Below are 18,386 nucleotides of genomic sequence, written 5' to 3'. Positions count from 1 at the left end.
GTACGCCGGCCTAGCTGAACAACCCTGCGGCAATGTTGATCGAGAAACCCAGAATTGCGGTATTGAACAGGAACCCGATCAACGACTGGCCCAGCACGACTTTGCGCATACTGCGCGTGGCCACCCCCACATCCGCCGTTTGCACCGCCACGCCGATGGTGAACGAGAAGTACAGAAAGTCCCAATAGTTGGGGTTGCGCAAGCCTTCGGCAAAGCGCAGCGCTGGCTCGTCACCTTCCCAGGTATAAAAAAGCCGCGCGTAGTGCACGCTGAAAATCACCCCCGTCAGCAACCATGAACCGATCACGGTCATGCCGGTAAAACCGTAATGCAGCAGGCGCGCCGTACTGTCCAGGTCCTTGCTGCCTACCAGGTTGACCGTGATGGTCGCCAGGCTCGCAATCGCCGCGATGCACACCATAAACAGCACCAGGCCTGCGTTTTCATCCTCGACTTCGGCGATGCGTTTTACGTCGTCGGCGCGGGCGCGGGTCGCCAGCCACACCATCAGCAGCAGGTAGGTCCACACCCCGGCGTTCCAGCCGATGAGGACCTTGCTGATCAGCGTATCGGCAGGCGCCAGAATGCCCACGGCAAGGCCGAGCACGGCGGCGGATGAGAGGCGAGGGTGGGTGCGGGCAAGGAAGGCCATAGGTGCTCACAACAGAGGATGTTGTGAGCACCATAGCGCATTCTCCAGAGGCTAACTTGCTGGGGTGAGCCTGTTGGCCTGGATTTTCACGGGGGCGCTGGAAGCATATCCGTTATTTGGGTGATGGCTGATATGGGTTCTGCTCTTACAGCGGGTCACTTTTGGAAAAGAGCCCGGAATGCCGGCCCAGCCAAAAGTAACCAAAGGGCTCTTGCCCCACCACTCGGCACCTCGCTTAGGCTCGGCGTGCGGCCAGCGTGGTTTAACGGAGCGCCTAAGATCAAAAGCAAGAGCACGGCGGCCTAGTAGCCGACCTGAGTGGTTAGATCAAAAGCAAAGCCGAGGCGGCCTGACAGCCGACCTGATAGTGGAAGCTGAAACTCAATCAACTGTGGTAGCTGGCTTGCCTGCGATGCAGACACCTCGGTCCATCAAGTACATCGAGTTGATGCCATCGCAGGCAAGCCAGCTCCCACAGAAAAGCAGAGCACTGCGGTGCTGACAGTCGAACTCGGTCAAAACTGTGGGAGCGGGCTTGCTCGCGAAGGCGGTGGGTCAGTCAGCTCATGTGTAACTGACCCACCGCCTTCGCGAGCAAGTCGAGTCGTCGCACCGCCGCTCCCACATTGGGATCTCATTACATCAGCTAGATAGGGTGTTGCTGTGCTGTTGCCCTGCTTTTGCTTCAACCACTCAGGTCGGCTACTAGGCCGCCGTGCTCTTGCTCTTGATTTTGATCTTAGGCGCCCCGTTAAACCACGCTGGCCGAACGCAGGCTTTGGAGCGTGGGTAAACCGGCAGGACGCCGGTTTAGCCGCGATGGGCCAAGGATGGCCCATGGCGGCGGCCCACGGTCCAAAGCCTGCGTGAGGGCACACCGAAGCGTGAGCGAGGTGCCGAGTGGTGGGGCAAGAGCCCTTTGGTTACTTTGGGGCTTTTCCAAAGTGACCCGCCGTAAGGGCGGAACCCTAACCAGCCGTGACCGCAGCAACGGATATGCACTCAATCTACAAACCCCCGTCACAACCTCAGAGCAACACAAAGACTTGCGTCGATACCTACGCCTGTTGTGGCAAACCCGCTGATAGCAACGGGCCCGCCCGCCACTTAGGGTTTCTTGCGCACCAGCTTCATGACCACCACAAAGAACACCGGCACAAACACCACCGCCAGTGTGGCGGTGATCATCCCGCCGATCACCCCGGTACCAATCGCCTGCTGGCTGGCCGAGCTGGCACCGGTGGCAATCGCCAACGGCACCACGCCGAGGATAAATGCCAGCGACGTCATGATGATCGGCCGCAGGCGCAGGCGCGCGGCTTTTAAGGTGGCGTCGATCAGGTCTTCGCCCTGGTCATACAAGTCCTTGGCAAACTCGATGATCAAAATCGCGTTCTTCGCCGACAAACCGATGATGGTGATCAAGCCAACCTTGAAGAACACATCATTAGGCATACCACGCAAGCTCACGGCCACCACGGCGCCGAGTACGCCCAGCGGCACCACCAGCAACACCGACGTCGGGATCGACCAGCTTTCATACAGCGCCGCCAGGCACAGAAACACGATCAGCAGCGACAGGCCCAACAGCAACGGTGCCTGGGAGCCGGACAAGCGTTCCTGCAGCGACAACCCGGTCCATTCCTGCCCCAGGCCCGCAGGCAGTTGGCTGACCAGACGCTGGATCTCCTCCATGGCCTCACCCGTACTGTGCCCCGGCGCCGCCTCGCCGCTGATGGCGATGGCGGGGTAGCCGTTGTAGCGCGTCAACTGCGCCGGGCCCTGGGTCCATTTGGCTTCGACAAACGCCGACAGCGGCACCATTTTCCCAGCATTGTTGCGCACGTTGATCTTCATCAAGTCCGCCACCTGGCTGCGCTGGTCGCCTTCAGCCTGTACCACCACCCGCTGCATGCGGCCCTGGTTGGGGAAGTCGTTGACATACGCTGAGCCAATGGCCGAGGACAGCACATTGCCCACATCGGCAAACGACACGCCCAGCGCGTTGGCCTGCTTGCGGTCCACTTCCAGCTGCACTTGCGGCGCCTCGGCCAGGGCGCTTTCGCGCACGTTGGCCAGGATCGGGCTTTTTTCGGCGGCGGCTAGCAACTCGGTACGCGCAGTCATCAACGCGGCATGGCCGACCCCAGCACGGTCCTGCAGGCGGAATTCGAAGCCGCTGGACGTGCCCAGGCCGTCTACCGGCGGCGGCAGGATCGCGTAGGCAATCGCATCCTTGAGTTCGCTGAAGGCTTCGTTGGCGCGGTCGGCAATCGATGCGGCGGAGTCATCGCTGCCGCGTTCCGACCAATCCTTCAACGTGGTAAACGCCAACGCCGCGTTCTGCCCGGAACCAGAGAAACTGAAGCCCATGATCATGGTGGTGTCACCCACCCCGGGCTCCTCGGCGTTATGCGCCTCGATCTGCTCGGCCACCTGCACCGTGCGGTTCTTGCTTGCACCCGGCGGCAGTTGGATATCGGTGATGGTGTAACCCTGGTCTTCCACCGGCAGGAACGAGGAGGGCAGGCGGCTGAACATCCAACCCAGGCCTACCAGCAGCACCAGATAGATCAACAGGTAACGCCCGCTGCGCTTGAGGGCATAGGCCACCCAGCCTTCGTAGCGGTCAGTGAGGCGTTCAAAGCGTGTGTTGAACCAGCCGAAGAAACCGCCCTTGGCATGGTGCTCGCCCTTGGGAATCGGTTTGAGCAAGGTGGCGCACAGGGCCGGGGTCAAGGTCAGGGCGAGGAACGCCGAGAACAGGATCGAGGTGGCCATCGACAGCGAGAACTGCTGGTAGATCACTCCCACCGAACCCGGCATGAACGCCATCGGCAGAAACACCGCCACCAGCACCAGGGTAATACCGACGATGGCACCGGTAATCTGGCCCATGGCCTTCTTCGTCGCGTCCTTGGGCGACAGGCCCTCGGTGACCATGATGCGCTCGACGTTTTCCACCACCACAATCGCGTCGTCCACCAGGATACCGATGGCCAACACCATGCCGAACATGGTCAGCACGTTGATCGAGAACCCCAGCAACAGCATGGTGGCGAAAGTGCCCATCAGTGCAATCGGCACCACCAACGTTGGGATCAAGGTGTAGCGCACGTTTTGCAGGAACAGGAACATCACCGCAAACACCAGCGCCATGGCCTCTAGCAAGGTGTAGACCACCTTGGTGATCGAGACTTTGACGAATGGCGAGGTGTCGTACGGAATTTTGTACTCCACGTTGGCCGGGAAGTAGCGCGACAGCTCGTCCATCTTCGCCCGCACCAGGGTGGCGGTGTTCAACGCGTTGGCCCCCGGCGCAAGTTGCACACTGACGGCGGTGGACGGCTTACCGTTCAGGCGCGTGGAGAACTGGTACTCCTGGCTGCCGATTTCCACCCGTGCCACATCGCCGACGCGCACGGTGGAGCCGTCCGGGTTGGCCTTGAGCACGATGTCGGCGAATTCCGCCGGGGTCGACAGCTGGCCCTTGACCAGTATCGCGGCGGTGATTTCCTGGGTTTTGGTGCCTGGCAAATCACCAATGCTGCCTGCCGAAACCTGGGCGTTCTGCGCGCTGATCGCGGCGTTGACGTCAGCCGGCGTGAGGTTGAAGCCAATCAGTTTCTGCGGGTCGATCCAGATACGCATGGCGCGCTCGGCCCCATACAGCTGCGCCTTGCCCACACCGTCCAGGCGCTTGAGCTCGTTCATCACGTTGCGTGCCAGGTAATCGCTGAGCGCTACGGCATCGAGCTTGCCGTCGGTGGAGGTGAGGGTGACCAGCAGCAGGAAGCCGGCGGACACTTTCTCCACCTGTAAGCCTTGCTGGGTCACCGCCTGCGGCAGGCGCGGCTCTACCGCTTTGAGGCGGTTCTGCACATCGACCTGGGCCATTTCCGGGTTGGTGCCCGGCTGGAACGTCGCGGTAATGGTGGCCGAACCCAGGCTGCTCTGGGATTCGAAATACAGCAGGTGGTCGGCGCCGTTGAGTTCTTGCTCGATCAGGCTGACCACGCTTTCGTCCAGCGTCTGGGCCGAGGCGCCCGGGTACACCGCGTAGATTTCCACCTTCGGCGGGGCGACGTCGGGGTACTGGGCCACCGGCAGCTGCGGGATGGCGAGCGCGCCGGCCAGCAGGATAAACAGGGCGACCACCCAGGCAAAGATCGGGCGATCAATAAAGAACTGCGGCATGGCGGGTTATTCCTTGACTGGCTGGCCGGAGGCTGGACTGTTATCCACCTCGACTTTTTCACCGGGGCGCGCGTGTTGCATGCCTTCGACGACGATGCGGTCACCGGGCTTGAGGCCGCTGCTGACGATCCAGCGATCCTCAATCACCGCACCCAGCTCCACCGGTTGCAGGCTCACGGTGTGTTCGGCGTCCAACAGCAGCACCATCGGGATACCGGCGCTGTCGCGGGTGATGGCGCGTTGCGGCACGCTGATGCCTTGTTTATCCACGGCCTGTTCCAGGCGTACGCGCACAAAGCTGCCGGGCAACAGGTCGAGGTCCGGGTTGGGGAATTCGCTGCGCAGGATGATTTGCCCGGTGCCGGGGTCCACGCTGATTTCGGCAAACAGCAACTTGCCCGGCAGCGGGTACAGGCTGCCGTCGTCCTCGATCAACGTGGCCTTGGCCTGGTCCTGGCCGACCTGTTTCAAGCTGCCGGCCCGGAAGGCGCGGCGCAGGTCGTTGAGTTCGCGGGTGGACTGGGTGAGGTCAGCGTGAATCGGGTCCAGTTGCTGGATGATTGCCAGCGGCGTGGCCTCGTTCTGGCCGACCAGCGCGCCCTCGGTCACTAACGCCCGGCCGATACGCCCGGAAATCGGCGCGGTCACGGTGGCGTAGCCCAGGTTGAGCTTGGCGCGCTCGACGGCGGCTTTGTTCGCGGCCACCTCAGCATTGGTCTGGCGCACGGCGGCGCGGGCGTTGTCGTAGTCCTGGCCGCTGATGGCGTTGCCTTCGACCAACTGGCTGTAACGCTGCTCTTGCAGGCGTGCCTGGAAGGCGTTGGCCTGGGCCTTGCTCAGGTTGGCCTGGGCGCTGTCGAGGTCGGCTTTAAAGGGCGCCGGGTCGATGCGAAACAGCACGTCGCCCTGTTTCACGTCGTGGCCTTCCTTGAACACGCGCTGCATCACTACGCCTGCGACCCGTGCACGCACTTCGGCAATGCGCGGCGCGGCGATACGCCCGCTCAGTTCGCTGGTGATGGAGAGGGGCTTGGCCTCAAGGGTTTCGATGCGGACCTTGGCCAGGGGCGTTTCCGGCGCTTCGTCCGCCGATGGGCCACACGCGCTGAGGGCGAGTGTCAGTGCCAGCAGGCAAAACGGCGCAAACAGATTCTTCGACATGCTCATATCCCAATATTGACTGGCGCATCCTAAAGACACCTGCGTCGTGGTGCTGTGAAGCTGTGTAGCTCGTCTGTGAAGAAATGTAAGGTGCGACCCACAGTCGCCTGAGGGCGTATATCCTTGCACAATCCTGCAAACAGCAAAGATCAAATGTGGGAGCGGGCTTGCTCGCGAAAGCGCTGTATCAGCCATAAGTCTGCCAACTGAACCATCGTTTTCGCGAGCAAGCCCACTCCCACAAGGGTCTGGCTACAGCCGACGAACCGTATTATCTGGAAACACCATGCCCAATATCCTCCTGGTGGAAGACGACGCCGCACTCTCCGAGCTGATTGCCAGCTACCTGGAACGCAATGGCTACCACGTTAGCGTGCTCAGCCGTGGCGACCACGTACGTGAACGAGCGCGTCTGAACCCACCGGACCTGGTGATTCTCGACCTGATGCTGCCCGGCCTCGACGGTCTGCAAGTGTGCCGCCTGTTGCGCACCGACTCGGCGGGCTTGCCGATCCTGATGCTCACCGCACGCGATGACAGCCACGATCAGGTGCTGGGCCTGGAGATGGGCGCCGACGACTATGTGACCAAACCCTGCGAGCCGCGCGTGCTGCTGGCCCGTGTGCGCACCTTGCTGCGCCGCAGCAGCCTGTCCGAACCCCAGGTGGCTAATGACCAGATCGTCATGGGCAACCTGTGCATTGACCTGTCGGAACGCACCGTGACCTGGCGTGAGCAGGCGGTGGAGTTGTCCAGCGGTGAATACAACCTGCTGGTGGTGTTGGCTCGGCATGCCGGTGAAGTGCTTAGCCGCGACCAAATCCTGCAACGCCTGCGCGGTATCGAGTTCAATGGCACCGACCGTTCGGTAGACGTGGCCATCTCCAAGCTGCGCCGCAAGTTCGATGACCACGCCGGTGAAGCGCGCAAAATCAAGACCGTGTGGGGCAAGGGCTACTTGTTCAGCCGTTCCGAGTGGGAATGCTGATCCATGTTTCGTGTCCTGTTGCGCCTCTATCTGATCACCATCGTCACCTACAGTGCGGCGATCTACCTGATCCCCAAATTGGTGATCCAGGTGTTCGAACACCGTTACCTGAACTACAACGTCGAGCAAACCCGCGGCCTGCAAAAGCTCATCGTCAAGCAATACCTGCGCGCGCCGGTGGAGCGTTGGTCCCAGGTCACCGACCAACTGAGCCGCGACTTTGCGCCGCTGAAAGTGCAACTGCTGCTGCGCCAGGATGCGAGCTACACCCCTGAAGAAGAACAGCTGCTGGAACACGGCAAGCCGGTGATCCGCCTGGGCGAGTGGGGCTGGATGGAAGAAATCAGCTCGCCGATCAACCAGCAATTCGCGGTCAAGCTGACCATTCCGCCAGACCCGCTGGACATGAACCTGTTGTACTGGTCGATGAACGTGCTGATCGGCGCTGCGCTGCTCGCCTGCCTGCTGTTCTGGCTGCGCCCGCACTGGCGTGACCTGGAACGCCTGAAAACCACCGCCGCGCAATTGGGCAAGGGCAACCTGGCCGAGCGCACGCGTATTCCTGCCAGCTCCAACATCGGCAGCCTGGCATCGGTATTCGACACCATGGCCGACGACATCGAGCGCCTGCTCAACCAGCAGCGTGACCTGCTCAACGCGGTTTCCCATGAACTGCGTACGCCGCTGACTCGCCTGGATTTCGGCCTGGCCCTGGCGTTGTCCGAAGACTTGCCGCCGGCCAGCCGCGAGCGCCTGCAAAGCCTGGTGGCGCACATCCGTGAGCTGGATGAGCTGGTGCTGGAATTGCTCTCCTACAGCCGCCTGCAAAACCCGGCGCAACTGCCGGAGCGCGTAGATGTGGTGCTCGACGAGTTTATCGACAGCGTGCTTGGCAGCGTCGATGACGAGCTGGAAAACCCCGAGATTGTCATCGACGTGGCGCTCGACTGCGCCGTGGAGCGCTTCAGCCTCGACCCACGCCTCACCGCCCGCGCGTTGCAGAACCTGCTGCGCAACGCCACGCGCTACTGCGACAAGCGCATCCAAGTGGGCGTCAAGGTGTGTGCCAACGGCTGTGAAATCTGGGTGGATGACGATGGCATCGGCATTCCCGTGGACCAGCGTGAGCGCATTTTCGAACCCTTTTATCGCCTGGACCGCAGCCGCGACCGCGCCACCGGCGGCTTCGGCCTCGGCCTGGCCATCAGCCGGCGCGCGATGGAAGCCCAGGGCGGCAGCTTGACGGCCCTGGCCTCGCCCCTGGGTGGGGCGCGGTTTCGGCTGTGGCTGCCCAGCGTCGGCTGATCAGAGCACTTTGACGGCACGGCCGATTGCCTGGATCGGCCCGGTCGGTTTGCCGGTCGGTGAGCCCTGTAGATCTTCCAGGGTCAGCTCGAACAGCTGGTTTGGCGCCAGTGGCGGCAGTTTGTCCAGCGGCACCGACAACGTCTGGCCGGGCTTGACCAACCCCAGCGATACAGGGCCTTGCCAGCCATCGCCCTTGGTCCAGAATTGCAGGGCCTTGTCGGCAGGCACTTGCATCACACCCAATGGAATCAGCTGGATCTGCTGAGTATTGCTGGCTTGGATCACCCAGCCTGGCGCCTGGCTTTGTGGCGCTACCAGCACCACCACAAAGGTCGGTTCAGCGGTTGGCGGGCGCGTCAGCAGCAGCGCTGCCAATACTAACGTGGTGACCAGCCCTGCACCGGCCAAGCCACGCCAGAGTGCGAGCAGGTTCCACCACGGGGTTTGGGTGTTGGCGGGGGCGGGTGCGACAGTGCGCTCGATGCGCTGCCATAGCTGGGCGGAGGGTGGCACCGGTTCGGCCAATGCCGTCAACGGCAACAGGCGCTGCTCCCAGGCATCCACCGCCGCGCGCAACTCGGCATCCTGGGGCAAGCGCTGTTCAACCTCGGCGCGTTGCTCAAAGGGCAGGGTGCCCAGCACGTATTCGCCGGCCAGTTCGTCCAATGGGTTGCTCATGCCATGCACTCCCGCAGCGCGGCGAGGCTACGTTTGATCCAGGCTTTGACTGTCCCCAGTGGGGTGTCCAGTTTCTGCGCGATTTCGCTGTGGGAATAGCCGTCGACATACGCGTGGAGTACGCAACGGCGACGGGCCGGGTCGAGTTGTTCCAGGCAGTGCTGAATCTGCCCTGAGCGCGCAGTGAATTCAAAGCTGTCGTCGGCGTCTGCAACGTATTCATGTTCTTCGCCCAACGCCACTTCGCGGTGATGGTTGCGCACCCCATTCAATGCCAAGTGCCGAGTTACGCTGAACACCCAGCCACGCGCCGAACCACGGTTGGGGTCGAAACTGCCGGCGCCGCGCCAGATCTTGATAAACGCATCATGCACGATGTCTTCGGCCAGGGCTCTGTCCCGGGCGATACGCATGGCCACGCCGAGCAGTCGGCTGCTGTCGTGCTCATACAGTCGGCGCAGGGCGCGTAGGTCGCCACGGGCACAAGCGCCCAAACAGGCTTCGTAATCAAAAGTGGTTTCGGGCAAGGACACTGTTTTCCGCAGCAAGAACAAAACCAATGCCCCGACCCAGAGGTCGGGGCGCTAGCTCAGCAGCGTAGCTGAAATTGCTCAGTTGGCCGCCCAGAAAATGTAGTCGGCCTGGTACTTCACCCTCTCTTGCTTGCCCTTGTTGGCGGCGGTGCATTCGGTACTCGGCGCTACACCTCCTTGAAGCGCGACCCGCTGGACGTAACTGACGCCACTCATCGCGCCTTTGCCTTCGGCGGGGTTGGCCTTGACCAACTGATAGGGCAGGTTGCCCGCACTCGACGGCGCTACGGCCAGTTGAGTGCCGGTGATTTTCGAGCCGTCATTGGCCTGCCAGGTGGCCGGCGGGCCGAAGTAAGTGCCGACGGGCTTGCCGCTGCGATCGTTGAGTACGGCTTTGGGGCCAACGAAGGTCCATTCGGTCTGGCCGGCGGCGTTGGCTTTGTCGCGGCATTCGTAGGTGATTTCGCCGACGCCGGTGGTCTCCAGCGCCACCTTGTGCCCATCCGGCACCTTGATGCTGTCGGGCAAGCCGGTCTGGGCGAAAGCCGTTGGCGCAGCGGCCAGCAGGGCGGTCAGGCAGAACAGTGCTTTAGCGTTCATCGGTGTTTCTCCATTGAGTAAAACAGCGGGACAACTGTAAGCACTACCCGGGACGCGCACGATTGGATGCAGTGATTAGAAAATAAACGCGCAAGGGCGCACACTGTCGCCCCGCTATACCCGAGGAGAGATTGGCAATGACTGGTGTCCACACGTCTGCTCAACAGGGTTTCTCTACCCAAGCCGTCACCTACGCCCAGGGCCGACCCGACTATCCACGACAACTTACCGGCTGGCTGACCGAGGCGCTGCACATCGACGCGCACTCGACGGTGATCGACCTGGGCGCCGGCACCGGCAAGTTCACCCGTTTACTCAACACTCTGGCGCCTGCGTTAATCGCCGTCGAGCCGGTGCAAGCCATGGGCGCGCAGCTGAGTAAACTGTTGCCGGATGTGCGCCTGGTCAATGGCACCGCCGAATCCATTCCGTTGCAAACCGCCGTCGCCGATGCGGTGGTGTGCGCGCAAGCCTTCCATTGGTTCTCCACCGAGGCGGCGCTGACGGAAATCCACCGGGTGCTCAAACCGGGCGGGCGGCTGGGGCTGGTGTGGAATGTGCGCGATGAGTCGGTGGACTGGGTCGCGGCCATTACCGACATCATCACGCCGTACGAGGGCGACACGCCGCGCTTTCACTCCGGTCGTTGGCGCGAAGCCTTCACGGGGGAGTACTTTACTGCGCCCGAAATGACCACTTTTGCGTATCAACATGTTGGCAGTCCGCAGGAGGTGATCATGGATCGTTTCCTCTCGGTGAGCTTTATCGCGGCGCTTCCAGCGGCGCAAAAAGCCACGGTCACAGCGCAATTGCAGGCGTTGATCGAAACCCACCCGGCGTTGCGCGGGCGCGACACGGTGGCTTTTCCGTATCAGACCCAGGCCTATGTCTGTCATCGGCTGGCGTAAAAGGCATAAAGTCAGATCATATTGATATAAGTCGTTATAAGAAAAATCGCTATCCTGCGGCCAGAAATTTATAAGGCCGCAGGTAGCTGTAATGGATGTGGGTAATGTTGGTTTTGTAATTGCGGGCCTGATCGTTGGTTTTATCGTGGGCATGACCGGTGTCGGTGGTGGTTCGTTGATGACGCCGATCCTGTTGTGGTTCGGCATTAACCCGGCCACCGCCGTGGGCACTGACTTGTTGTATGCGGCTATCACCAAGTCCGGTGGCGTGCTGGTGCACAGCAAGAATAAGAACATCGACTGGACCATCACCGGCTGGCTGACGTTGGGCAGTGTGCCGGCGGTGCTGCTGACGCTGTGGTTCCTCGCAAGCCTGCACACTGATCCCAGTGCCATGAACGCGGTGATCAAGCAGGCTCTGGGTTTTGTGTTGCTGCTGACGGCGCTGGCGATTCTGTTCAAGAAAAGTTTGTTGGCTTTTGCCCAGCGTCATGCGGGTGATGACTATCACATGAGCCCGCGTAATTTGAACGCGTTGACGGTGGTGACTGGGGCGGTGCTGGGGACCATGGTTGCGCTGACGTCTATCGGCGCGGGTGCGCTGGGGACGGTTGCGCTGTTTATCCTGTATCCGTTTCTGGCTACGCGGCGGTTGGTTGGGACGGAGATTGCCCACGCGGTGCCGCTGACGCTGGTGGCGGGATTGGGGCATGCCAGCATGGGGAATATGGACTGGCATCTGTTGGGGTTTTTGCTGATGGGGTCGTTGCCTGGGATTTATCTGGGCAGTCATATGACCGGCAAGGTGCCGGATGGTGTGTTGCGGCCGTGTCTGGCGGTTATGTTGATGGGTATTGGGTATAAGTTGGCGTTTTGATTTTTCGCCTGGATTGAGTACATATCCGTTACCGCAGCAATGGATATGTACCCGGTCGTGATAAATCCTACCCCTTGCCCGGCCCATTCCCGATCTGCCACACAAACGGCGGCTCCGCCCCATTGATCACCCAATCCCCCACAATCCGCGCCTTGTAGATCACCGGATTATGCGAAGACACCGTCCGCGCATTCCGCCAATGCCGGTCAAGCGCCTTGCCTTGGCGCACATCCGACGCCCCCAGCGCATTAAACAACTCCGTGGTAGCCCGCTGAACCAACCCCGACACCACCACCTGCGCCGTCGCCGATTCAATCTCGGCCGCCACATTCGCTTCACGCTCCGCTACGTCATCCCCACCAAACCGTGCCAAGTACGCCCGTTGCGCCGGCACCGCAGCTTTCAACGCACTGGCCTCGGCGGCATACACCAACGCCGCCACGTCACCCACCACCTGTTGAACCTGCGCATCCTGACTGACATGCGCGGCATTGCCATGGCTGTAAATACGCGTGCGATTACGCACCTGATGCGCCACATCGTTGAGCGCCGCGCGGCCAATCCCGGCCAGGCTTGCCAGCAACACCAGCTGGTAAAAAGCGGTCTGGTATTTGAAACGGGTGGCAAAGTCGATCACGTTTTCCGCTTCCACCTCCGCATCGGTAAAGCGCGTAGTGCCGCTGCCCGTGGTGCGCTGGCCAAAGCCGTCCCAATCATCGCTTTGCACCACGCCAGGCTGGCGCGTGCGGGTGGCGGCGATCACATTTCCACCGGTGTCACTGCGCTGCGCATACACGTCGATCCAGTCGGAGAAAAGACTGCCGGTGCTGTAGAACTTTTCACCGTTGAGCTTCCATTGGTCACCGTCGGGGCTGACCTGTGTGACCACATCACCGATGGCCACGTTGCCGATTTCAGTCCAGGCGCAGCCGACGATATCGCCATCGACAAAGCGCTTGAACCACCGCTCACGGCCGGCGCTCGGTGGCGCATTCAGGCGGTCCTCGGCAAAGGCGAAATGCCCGCGCAAGGCCTGCGGCACGTTGGAGTCGGCGGCCGCCAGTTCAATCAGCAGTTCGAACAGCTGTGGCAACGACGCGCCGCCGCCGCCGTATTCCACCGGCACCCGCACCGCGCCAAAACCAGCTTGCTTGAGCCATTGGATCGGCTCGTAGGGCAGGGTGCGGGTGCGTTCGCGCTCCACGGCACCCTCGGCAATGCGCTGGAAGATCGGCCGAAAGCGTGCGGCCAACGTGGGGTAGTCGACGCCGGTGGACAGTGGGTTGATGACGTGTTGCTCGGTCATGGGGACGGCTCCTGGGCAGTGATCAATAGGTAGCCGATTGCACAGTCCGTGCCGGGCGCCAGGGCCCGTGTTTACGGCGCCTGGATACGTACAATTGTTGCCCCGGCAACAGCAAACCGACAAACCGGCGCGATCCACGACATTCAAGCCAGCGCCGCTGAACATCGGTTCTAAGTCGCCAACGCCTTTGCGCCGGGCTTTTGCCGCTGCCTGGCACGCTTGCTGCTCAAGCACTGGGTACATCCCTTTGTGCGAGGTACTCCCAGATGAGTCAGCAAGCCGTGAAATTTGCCTATTGGGTGCCCAACGTCAGCGGTGGGCTGGTGGTGAGCAAGATCGAGCAACGCACCCATTGGGGCATCGACTACAACCGCAAACTGGCACAGCTGGCCGAAGCGGCCGGCTTTGAATATGGGCTGACGCAGATCCGCTTCACCGCAGGTTACGGCGCGGAAAACCAGCATGAATCCGTGGCGTTCAGCCATGCATTGCTGGCGGCGACCACCACGCTCAAAGTGATTGCGGCGATCCTGCCCGGCCCGTGGCAGCCGGCGCTGGCGGCCAAGCAACTGGCAACCATCGACCAACTCACCAACGGCCGCATTGCGGTGAATATCGTCAGCGGTTGGTTCAAGGGCGAATTCCAGGCGATCGGTGAACACTGGCTGGAACACGATGAGCGTTATCGGCGTTCCGAGGAGTTTATCCGCGCGCTGAAAGGCATCTGGACCCAGGACGATTTCACCTTCAAAGGCGACTTCTACCGGTTCAACCATTACACCCTCAAGCCCAAGCCACTGGGCCAGCCGGAAGTGTTCCAGGGCGGCAGCTCGCGAGCGGCGCGGGACATGGCCGCGCGGGTGTCAGACTGGTACTTCACCAATGGCAACACGCCGGAAGGCATCAAGGCCCAGGTCGATGATATTCGCGCCAAGGCGGCGACGAATAACCATTCGGTCAAAGTTGGCGTGAACGCCTTTGTGATCGCCCGCGACACCGAGGAAGAAGCCCGCGCCGTGCTCGCCGAGATCATCGACAAGGCCGACCCGGAAGCCGTGAATGCCTTTGGTGACGCGGCCAAGCAGGCCGGCAAAGCCTCACCGGAAGGCGAGGGCAACTGGGCCAAATCCAGCTTTGAAGACCTGGTGCAGTACAACGACGGCTTTAAGACCAACCTGATCGGCACGCCGCAACAGATTGCCGAGCGCATTGTTGCGCTCAAGGCCGTCGGCGTGGACCTGGTGCTGGCGGGCTTCCTGCACTTCCAGGAGGAAGTCGAGTACTTCGGCAAACGCGTACTGCCGCTGGTGCGCGAGCTGGAAGCCAAGGCCGGCATCAAGCAGGTGGCCTGAGCCTTTACCGAGTGAAGAGCACGACGGCCGCGCGCAGCTTGTTGTTGCCAAACCGGCACATGCGTTCGAACTCCCCATGGCTGACCGGCAAGTGCTGGCAGTCCAGGGGCTGGCGGTGCTGGCTGTGGTCCACATCCGGGTCGTGCAGGTAGACGAAGTCGTCGTCGCAATCGGTGACCATCACCCAGTGCGGCGACTTGGAGCGGGTCAGCCGGTAGCTGCTGATCAGCACCAGCGGCTGCCCGCCATCGCGCAGTACCTGAGGTAAATCCAGCGCGCCGCCAAGCACCTGCTCGACGTCGCTGCCCGTCAGTTCTTCCTCAAACGCCTCGTGCACCAGGCGCATGACGTCCTTTTTATGCTGGTCACGCACGCCATCCAGAAACAGCGGCCCGCGCACATTCACCTGCATACGTACGCGAAAGCCCCGGCGCCACGCCGCCAGTGCCAGGCCCTGCGGGCTGCAGCCACCGTGGCCTGCGGTCATGAACACGGTGGTCGCTTCACGCCAGATTTGCAGCTCCTCGCGCCGACCAGCCACACGCGCAGGCACCAGCGCGCCCATGGCCATCAGCAGGCACGCGGCGCCACAGGTGAAGTCGGTGGTCTGCTGGTAATACGGCACGCTTTGCGGGCGCGCGTCCTGGTGCTGGACGATGCGTTTTTCAAGGCGCAGGGCCGGGGCGTGGTCTTCGTAGTAGTCGTTGATCAGCGCAAAGCGCCGGTAACCATTGCGCTCATACAGGGCCAGGGCGCCGGGGTTGTCGGTGCGTACTTCGAGGCGCAGGTAGGCGCAATCGTGGGCCACGGCGCAAGCCTCGATACGCGCGAGCAACTGTTTGCCCAGGCCCATGCCGCGTGCGTGCTCGGCGATGGCGATGGAATACAGCCGCGCCAGTGAAGTACCGCGATGGAACAGCACCAGCGCATAACCGAGCAAACCGTCGTCATTTTCAGCGACCAGCAACTGGCCATGGGCGCGGCTGACCATCCACTGAAAACTGCGTGGCGACAGCCGGTCGGTGGTGAAGCAGTGCTGTTCCAGTGCCACCAATTCGGGCACGTCAGCGGGTGTTGCAACGCGAAAGGAAAGAGCCATATGACCGCCGTAAAAGTTGCGTAACGAAACGGGACTTCTCTAAAAGATCGTGCTTAATAGAAAAGGTCGAGTTCTCTAAAGCGGATCAAATATTATGTCGGCGGTACAAAGTCATTGGCGTGAAGTATCCGAGCAAACAGTCGCGGCGACAATAACTTCCAAGGGTTATTTTTCGCCTCCCCTCAAAGGTTCCAGCCAAGTCGTGATCATTGTCGAACGCAAGGAAGATTGGGCCTCCTACTTTCCCAGCGAAGACATCGTCACCGCCCAGGAGTACCTGGAGCAAACCCGCGAGAACGAGACGGGCAAGCGTGTACAGGTGATCAACCTGTGCCGCAGCTACAAGTACCTGGGGCACGGTTACTACTGCTCGCTGCTGGCCGAGGCGCGTGGGCACAAGGTGATTCCATCGGTGCGTACCATCAGCGAACTGACCAAGAAGTCGTTGTATGGCTTGTCGCTGGATGACCTGGATAAAACCCTCGATAAAGCCTTGAGCCATCACCTTTACAGCAATACCGAAGGCTTTACCCTGACGCTTTACTTTGGCCGAACCAATATAGAACCGTTGCAGGAGTTGGCCCGTCAGTTGTTTGAAACCTTCCCGTGCCCGATTCTGTTAGTTGAGTTTCGCAAGAATAACGGCTGGCACATCGAAGGGGTCAAGTCCGGCGTATTGCATAAGTTACGCGACGACCAGGAAGACCAGTTCGCCCACGCCCTCGACAACTTCAGCCGCAAGATCTGGCGCCAACCGCGCTCACGCCGGTTGGCCCGTTATGACCTGGCGATTTTGCACGATCCCCAGGAGCAACTGCCGCCATCCAACGCCCGCGCCCTGGAAAACTTCGTGCGGGTCGGCAAGGGCTTGGGCATTGATGTGGAACTGATCGAACGCAAGGATTATTCGCGCCTCGCCGAATACGACGCCTTGCTGATCCGCGAGACCACCAGCGTCGACAACCACACTTACCGCTTCGCCAAAAAGGCCGAAAGCGAAGGCCTGGTGGTGATGGACGACCCGGCGTCAATCCTGCGCTGCACCAATAAGGTCTACCTCACCGACCTGCTCAACAGTCACCAACTGGGCATGCCCGCCACCGAAATTCTGTACAAGGAACGACCGGAAGATTTCGAGCGGGTCGGCGAGCGCCTGGGCTTCCCGCTGGTATTGAAGATCCCCGACGGCTGTTTCTCCCGGGGCGTGATCAAGGTGGAAAGCCAGGAGGCCTTGCTCAAGGCCACCGCCGAGTTGTTCGAACATTCGGTGCTGTTGCTGGCCCAGGAATTCTTCTACACCGAGTACGACTGGCGCATCGGCGTACTTAACCGCAAGCCGATCTTTGCCTGCCAGTACTTCATGTCCAAGGGCCATTGGCAGATCTACAACCACAAGGCCATCGGCCAGGACATCAACGGCGAATGCCGCACCCTGGCGGTCCACGAAGCGCCCAAGGCGGTGGTGGAACTGGCGGTGAAGACTGCCAACCTGATCGGCGACGGCCTTTATGGCGTCGACCTCAAGCAGTCCGGCGACAAAGTGGTGGTGATCGAGGTCAACGACAACCCCAATATGGACGCCGGCATCGAAGACGCCTACCTGCAAGACGACCTGTATGCCCTGGTGCTGGAGGAGTTTGTGCGGCGCCTGGAGTTGAAGCGTCAAGGCCAGGTGTGGTGACGCGCGATGATCCAGCGCTTTGAGTTCTCCGGTGGGAAGTTGCGCAGTGGGGAGAGCGAAGATGCCCCGATCATGCTGTTCAACAACCCCGACCTTGCAGAGCGTGAGTGGCTGCGCGACCACCACAAGCTGGATGAACATGCCCTGGCCTCGGCGCTGGACCCGGATGAGGTGTCACGTATCGAGTTTCACCCCGATAACCTGTTCCTGATCTGGAAGCGCCCGGAAAACTATTCCGGCGGCGGCAATCTGGTGTTTGAGGTGTCGTCCTGCGGCCTGTTGTTTTCCCAGGATCGCCTGTTGGTGATCGCCACTGATGAAACCCCGCTGTCTGGGCTCGGCGCACGCCGGCCGCTGCACACACCGTTGGATGTGTTGCTCGACTTGTTGCTCAATAACATTCATCACTACTTGGGCCACCTTAAGGTGATCAAGCTGGTTGCGCGGGAGTTGCAGCAGCAGTTCAACGCGTCGATGAGCAACCATCACTTGATGCAGATGTTCAGCCTCAGCGAGAGTTTGATCTATTACATCAATGCGCTGCACAGCAACGGCGCGGTGCTTTCGCGGCTGCGTAACCATGCGGAAAAGGAGCATTTCAGTGCTGAGATTTTGGGGTTGATCGATGATTTGATCATCGAGAATCACCAGTGCTACAAGCAGGCGGAGATCTACTCCAATGTGTTTTCCGGGTTGATCGATGCGCGTGGGAACTTGATGAACAACAGCATGAATAATCTGTTGCGTAAGTTGACGCTGATCAATGTGGTGTTTTTGCCGCTTAATCTGATTGCCAGTGTGGGTGGGATGTCGGAGTTCAGCATGATGACGGCGGGGACGCCTTGGTGGGTGTCGTATCCGCTGCTGATGTCGGCGATGGCGTTGGGGGCGGGGTTGATGGTGTTGGGGTTGAAGCGGATTGCGGGTGGGGCGAGTGTGGTGTGATTTGAGGTGATGTAAGTACATATCCGTTGCTGCGGTAACGGCTGATATGGGTTCCGCCCTTACGGCGGGTCACTTTTGAAAGAGCCCAAAAGTAACCAAAA

The 18,386-nt window shown here is 61.0% G+C and carries 15 protein-coding genes; 7 read left to right on the top strand and 8 right to left on the bottom strand.

What is annotated here, in order from left to right:
- Positions 1-10: 10 nt before the first annotated feature.
- From ACI77I_RS19320 to ACI77I_RS19310, 3 genes are all read right to left on the bottom strand, one after another.
- Positions 11-652: a DUF1345 domain-containing protein gene (locus ACI77I_RS19320; RefSeq protein ID WP_406998197.1), complete on the bottom strand. Its 642-nt coding sequence runs from the start codon at positions 650-652 to the stop codon at positions 11-13.
- Between the two features lie 1,107 nt (positions 653-1,759).
- Positions 1,760-4,849, bottom strand: a complete 3,090-nt coding sequence (locus ACI77I_RS19315; protein WP_406998196.1) for a multidrug efflux RND transporter permease subunit — start codon at positions 4,847-4,849, stop codon at positions 1,760-1,762.
- 6 nt (positions 4,850-4,855) lie between these two features.
- Positions 4,856-6,010: an efflux RND transporter periplasmic adaptor subunit gene (locus ACI77I_RS19310; protein WP_094953628.1), complete on the bottom strand. Its 1,155-nt coding sequence runs from the start codon at positions 6,008-6,010 to the stop codon at positions 4,856-4,858.
- A 286-nt stretch (positions 6,011-6,296) separates the two neighbouring features.
- Here ACI77I_RS19310 and ACI77I_RS19305 point away from each other — a divergent pair, with 286 nt between their 5' ends.
- Positions 6,297-6,998, top strand: a complete 702-nt coding sequence (locus ACI77I_RS19305; RefSeq protein WP_094953622.1) for a response regulator transcription factor — start codon at positions 6,297-6,299, stop codon at positions 6,996-6,998.
- 3 nt (positions 6,999-7,001) lie between these two features.
- Positions 7,002-8,303, top strand: coding sequence for an ATP-binding protein (locus ACI77I_RS19300; protein ID WP_242155867.1), 1,302 nt, complete (start codon positions 7,002-7,004; stop codon positions 8,301-8,303).
- Here the strand turns inward: ACI77I_RS19300 and ACI77I_RS19295 are convergent, their stop codons facing one another.
- The 3 genes from ACI77I_RS19295 to ACI77I_RS19285 form a co-directional block, all read right to left on the bottom strand.
- Complete coding sequence (locus ACI77I_RS19295) at positions 8,304-8,984, bottom strand: anti-sigma factor domain-containing protein (protein WP_242155870.1); 681 nt, start codon at positions 8,982-8,984, stop codon at positions 8,304-8,306.
- Positions 8,981-9,511: a sigma-70 family RNA polymerase sigma factor gene (locus tag ACI77I_RS19290; RefSeq protein WP_406998195.1), complete on the bottom strand. Its 531-nt coding sequence runs from the start codon at positions 9,509-9,511 to the stop codon at positions 8,981-8,983. Before ACI77I_RS19290 ends, ACI77I_RS19295 begins: the two co-directional genes overlap by 4 nt.
- 84 nt (positions 9,512-9,595) lie before the next feature.
- The gene (locus tag ACI77I_RS19285) at positions 9,596-10,117 is read right to left on the bottom strand and encodes a DUF3455 domain-containing protein (protein ID WP_094953625.1); all 522 of its coding nucleotides are present in this window, start codon (positions 10,115-10,117) and stop codon (positions 9,596-9,598) included.
- 137 nt (positions 10,118-10,254) lie between these two features.
- On the opposite strand from ACI77I_RS19285, the gene ACI77I_RS19280 reads away from it, so the two are divergent.
- On the top strand, positions 10,255-11,025 hold the full coding sequence (locus tag ACI77I_RS19280; RefSeq protein WP_263275012.1) for a class I SAM-dependent methyltransferase: 771 nt from the start codon (positions 10,255-10,257) through the stop codon (positions 11,023-11,025).
- Positions 11,026-11,116: 91 nt separating this feature from the next.
- On the top strand, positions 11,117-11,902 hold the full coding sequence (locus ACI77I_RS19275) for a sulfite exporter TauE/SafE family protein (protein ID WP_406998194.1): 786 nt from the start codon (positions 11,117-11,119) through the stop codon (positions 11,900-11,902).
- 67 nt (positions 11,903-11,969) lie between these two features.
- Here the strand turns inward: ACI77I_RS19275 and ACI77I_RS19270 are convergent, their stop codons facing one another.
- The gene (locus ACI77I_RS19270; protein WP_406998193.1) at positions 11,970-13,208 is read right to left on the bottom strand and encodes an acyl-CoA dehydrogenase family protein; all 1,239 of its coding nucleotides are present in this window, start codon (positions 13,206-13,208) and stop codon (positions 11,970-11,972) included.
- Between the two features lie 266 nt (positions 13,209-13,474).
- On the opposite strand from ACI77I_RS19270, the gene sfnG reads away from it, so the two are divergent.
- The gene (sfnG, locus tag ACI77I_RS19265) at positions 13,475-14,560 is read left to right on the top strand and encodes a dimethylsulfone monooxygenase SfnG (protein ID WP_406998192.1); all 1,086 of its coding nucleotides are present in this window, start codon (positions 13,475-13,477) and stop codon (positions 14,558-14,560) included.
- A 4-nt stretch (positions 14,561-14,564) separates the two neighbouring features.
- Here the strand turns inward: sfnG and ACI77I_RS19260 are convergent, their stop codons facing one another.
- Positions 14,565-15,659: a GNAT family N-acetyltransferase/peptidase C39 family protein gene (locus ACI77I_RS19260; RefSeq protein ID WP_094953806.1), complete on the bottom strand. Its 1,095-nt coding sequence runs from the start codon at positions 15,657-15,659 to the stop codon at positions 14,565-14,567.
- Positions 15,660-15,753: 94 nt separating this feature from the next.
- On the opposite strand from ACI77I_RS19260, the gene ACI77I_RS19255 reads away from it, so the two are divergent.
- Positions 15,754-17,340, top strand: coding sequence for a RimK family protein (locus tag ACI77I_RS19255; RefSeq protein ID WP_094953807.1), 1,587 nt, complete (start codon positions 15,754-15,756; stop codon positions 17,338-17,340).
- A 6-nt stretch (positions 17,341-17,346) separates the two neighbouring features.
- Positions 17,347-18,285, top strand: a complete 939-nt coding sequence (locus tag ACI77I_RS19250) for a magnesium transporter CorA family protein (RefSeq protein WP_094953808.1) — start codon at positions 17,347-17,349, stop codon at positions 18,283-18,285.
- Positions 18,286-18,386: the final 101 nt, after the last annotated feature.

This window comes from Pseudomonas sp. D47 (assembly GCF_045447305.1).
In the GTDB taxonomy this organism is placed as follows: Bacteria; Pseudomonadota; Gammaproteobacteria; order Pseudomonadales; family Pseudomonadaceae; genus Aquipseudomonas.
This window is presented reverse-complemented; position numbering and strand designations above follow the sequence as displayed.